General features: G+C 45.9%; 1 pseudogene. It reads right to left on the bottom strand.

The window, feature by feature from the left end:
• Nucleotides 1–241 precede the first annotated feature (241 nt).
• Nucleotides 242–1,067: pseudogene (gene metL / locus R8N28_RS26805) on the bottom strand (bifunctional aspartate kinase/homoserine dehydrogenase II); the annotation flags it as partial.

Here is a 1,067-nt window from a genome sequence, read left to right as displayed (position 1 = left end):
AAATCCTTGAATCGACGTTTAGACGTCTATATGTCTACAGAATGTATTGAATGTGATTTAATGTCAACCTTGTGATTATGAATTTTTCTCACGTTAATAATGAGGATAGTTCAAGTTAATTCGCATCTGCTATTTACTCATAACAACGTTTGAAAATGGCGAATCTTATTTTAAGTATGGCACTGAGGAAGGAATAAAAAACCCCGGATGAATTCCAGGGTTTTTAGGTATCTCGCAAAGTTTAGAATAATCCAGCTAAGCGGTTGAGATCCGATTGGATTGCACCAGCGGTCACCTCGCGTCCTGCACCAGGGCCACGAATCACCAAAGGGTTGTCCTTGTACCATTTACTTTCAATCGCAAAAATGTTGTCGCATGGCAGCAAGTTAGCCAGCGCATGTTCGCGCGGTAATGCTTCTACGCCCACCGTCGCTTTGCCATTTTTCTCTAAGCGCGCCACATATCGAAGCACCTGCTCATCTCTTTGTGCTTTGGTTAGACGCTCTTGAAGAATCTCACTGAGCAGTGCGCCATTATCAAAGAACTCATCCAAACTCAGAGAGCGCAGCTCTTCAGGCACCAGTGATTCCACTTTTACGCTATCCGGTTCAATATCCAGACCAGACTCACGCGCTAAGATAACCAGTTTACGCATGACATCCGAACCATCTAAATCAGCACGCGGATCCGGTTCTGTTAATCCTTGTTGCCACGCTAAATCGACCAACTCATTAAACGGCACCGAGCCATCAAACTGCTGGAACAGCCAAGAAAGTGTTCCCGAGAAGATTCCGGATAGCGCCACAATCTCGTCACCACTTTCACGCAGATCTCGCACGGTATGGTTGATAGGTAACCCAGCCCCAACCGTCGCGTTGTAGAGCCAGTAACGACCGATTTTCGCGAATGCATCTTGCACTTGATGGTAGTACTGACTGTCGGCAGAGCCTGCAACTTTGTTAGCAGAAATTAAATGAATGCCTTGCTGAGCGATATCAACATAACGTTGCGCCAACTCTTTGCTCGCGGTCACGTCCAATACCACGGCTTCATCATAACCTTGTAAA

The organism is Vibrio sp. Vb1554 (genome assembly GCF_033344235.1).
The sequence above is the reverse complement of the archived record's forward strand: the minus strand, read 5'-3'. Positions and strand labels throughout refer to the sequence as shown.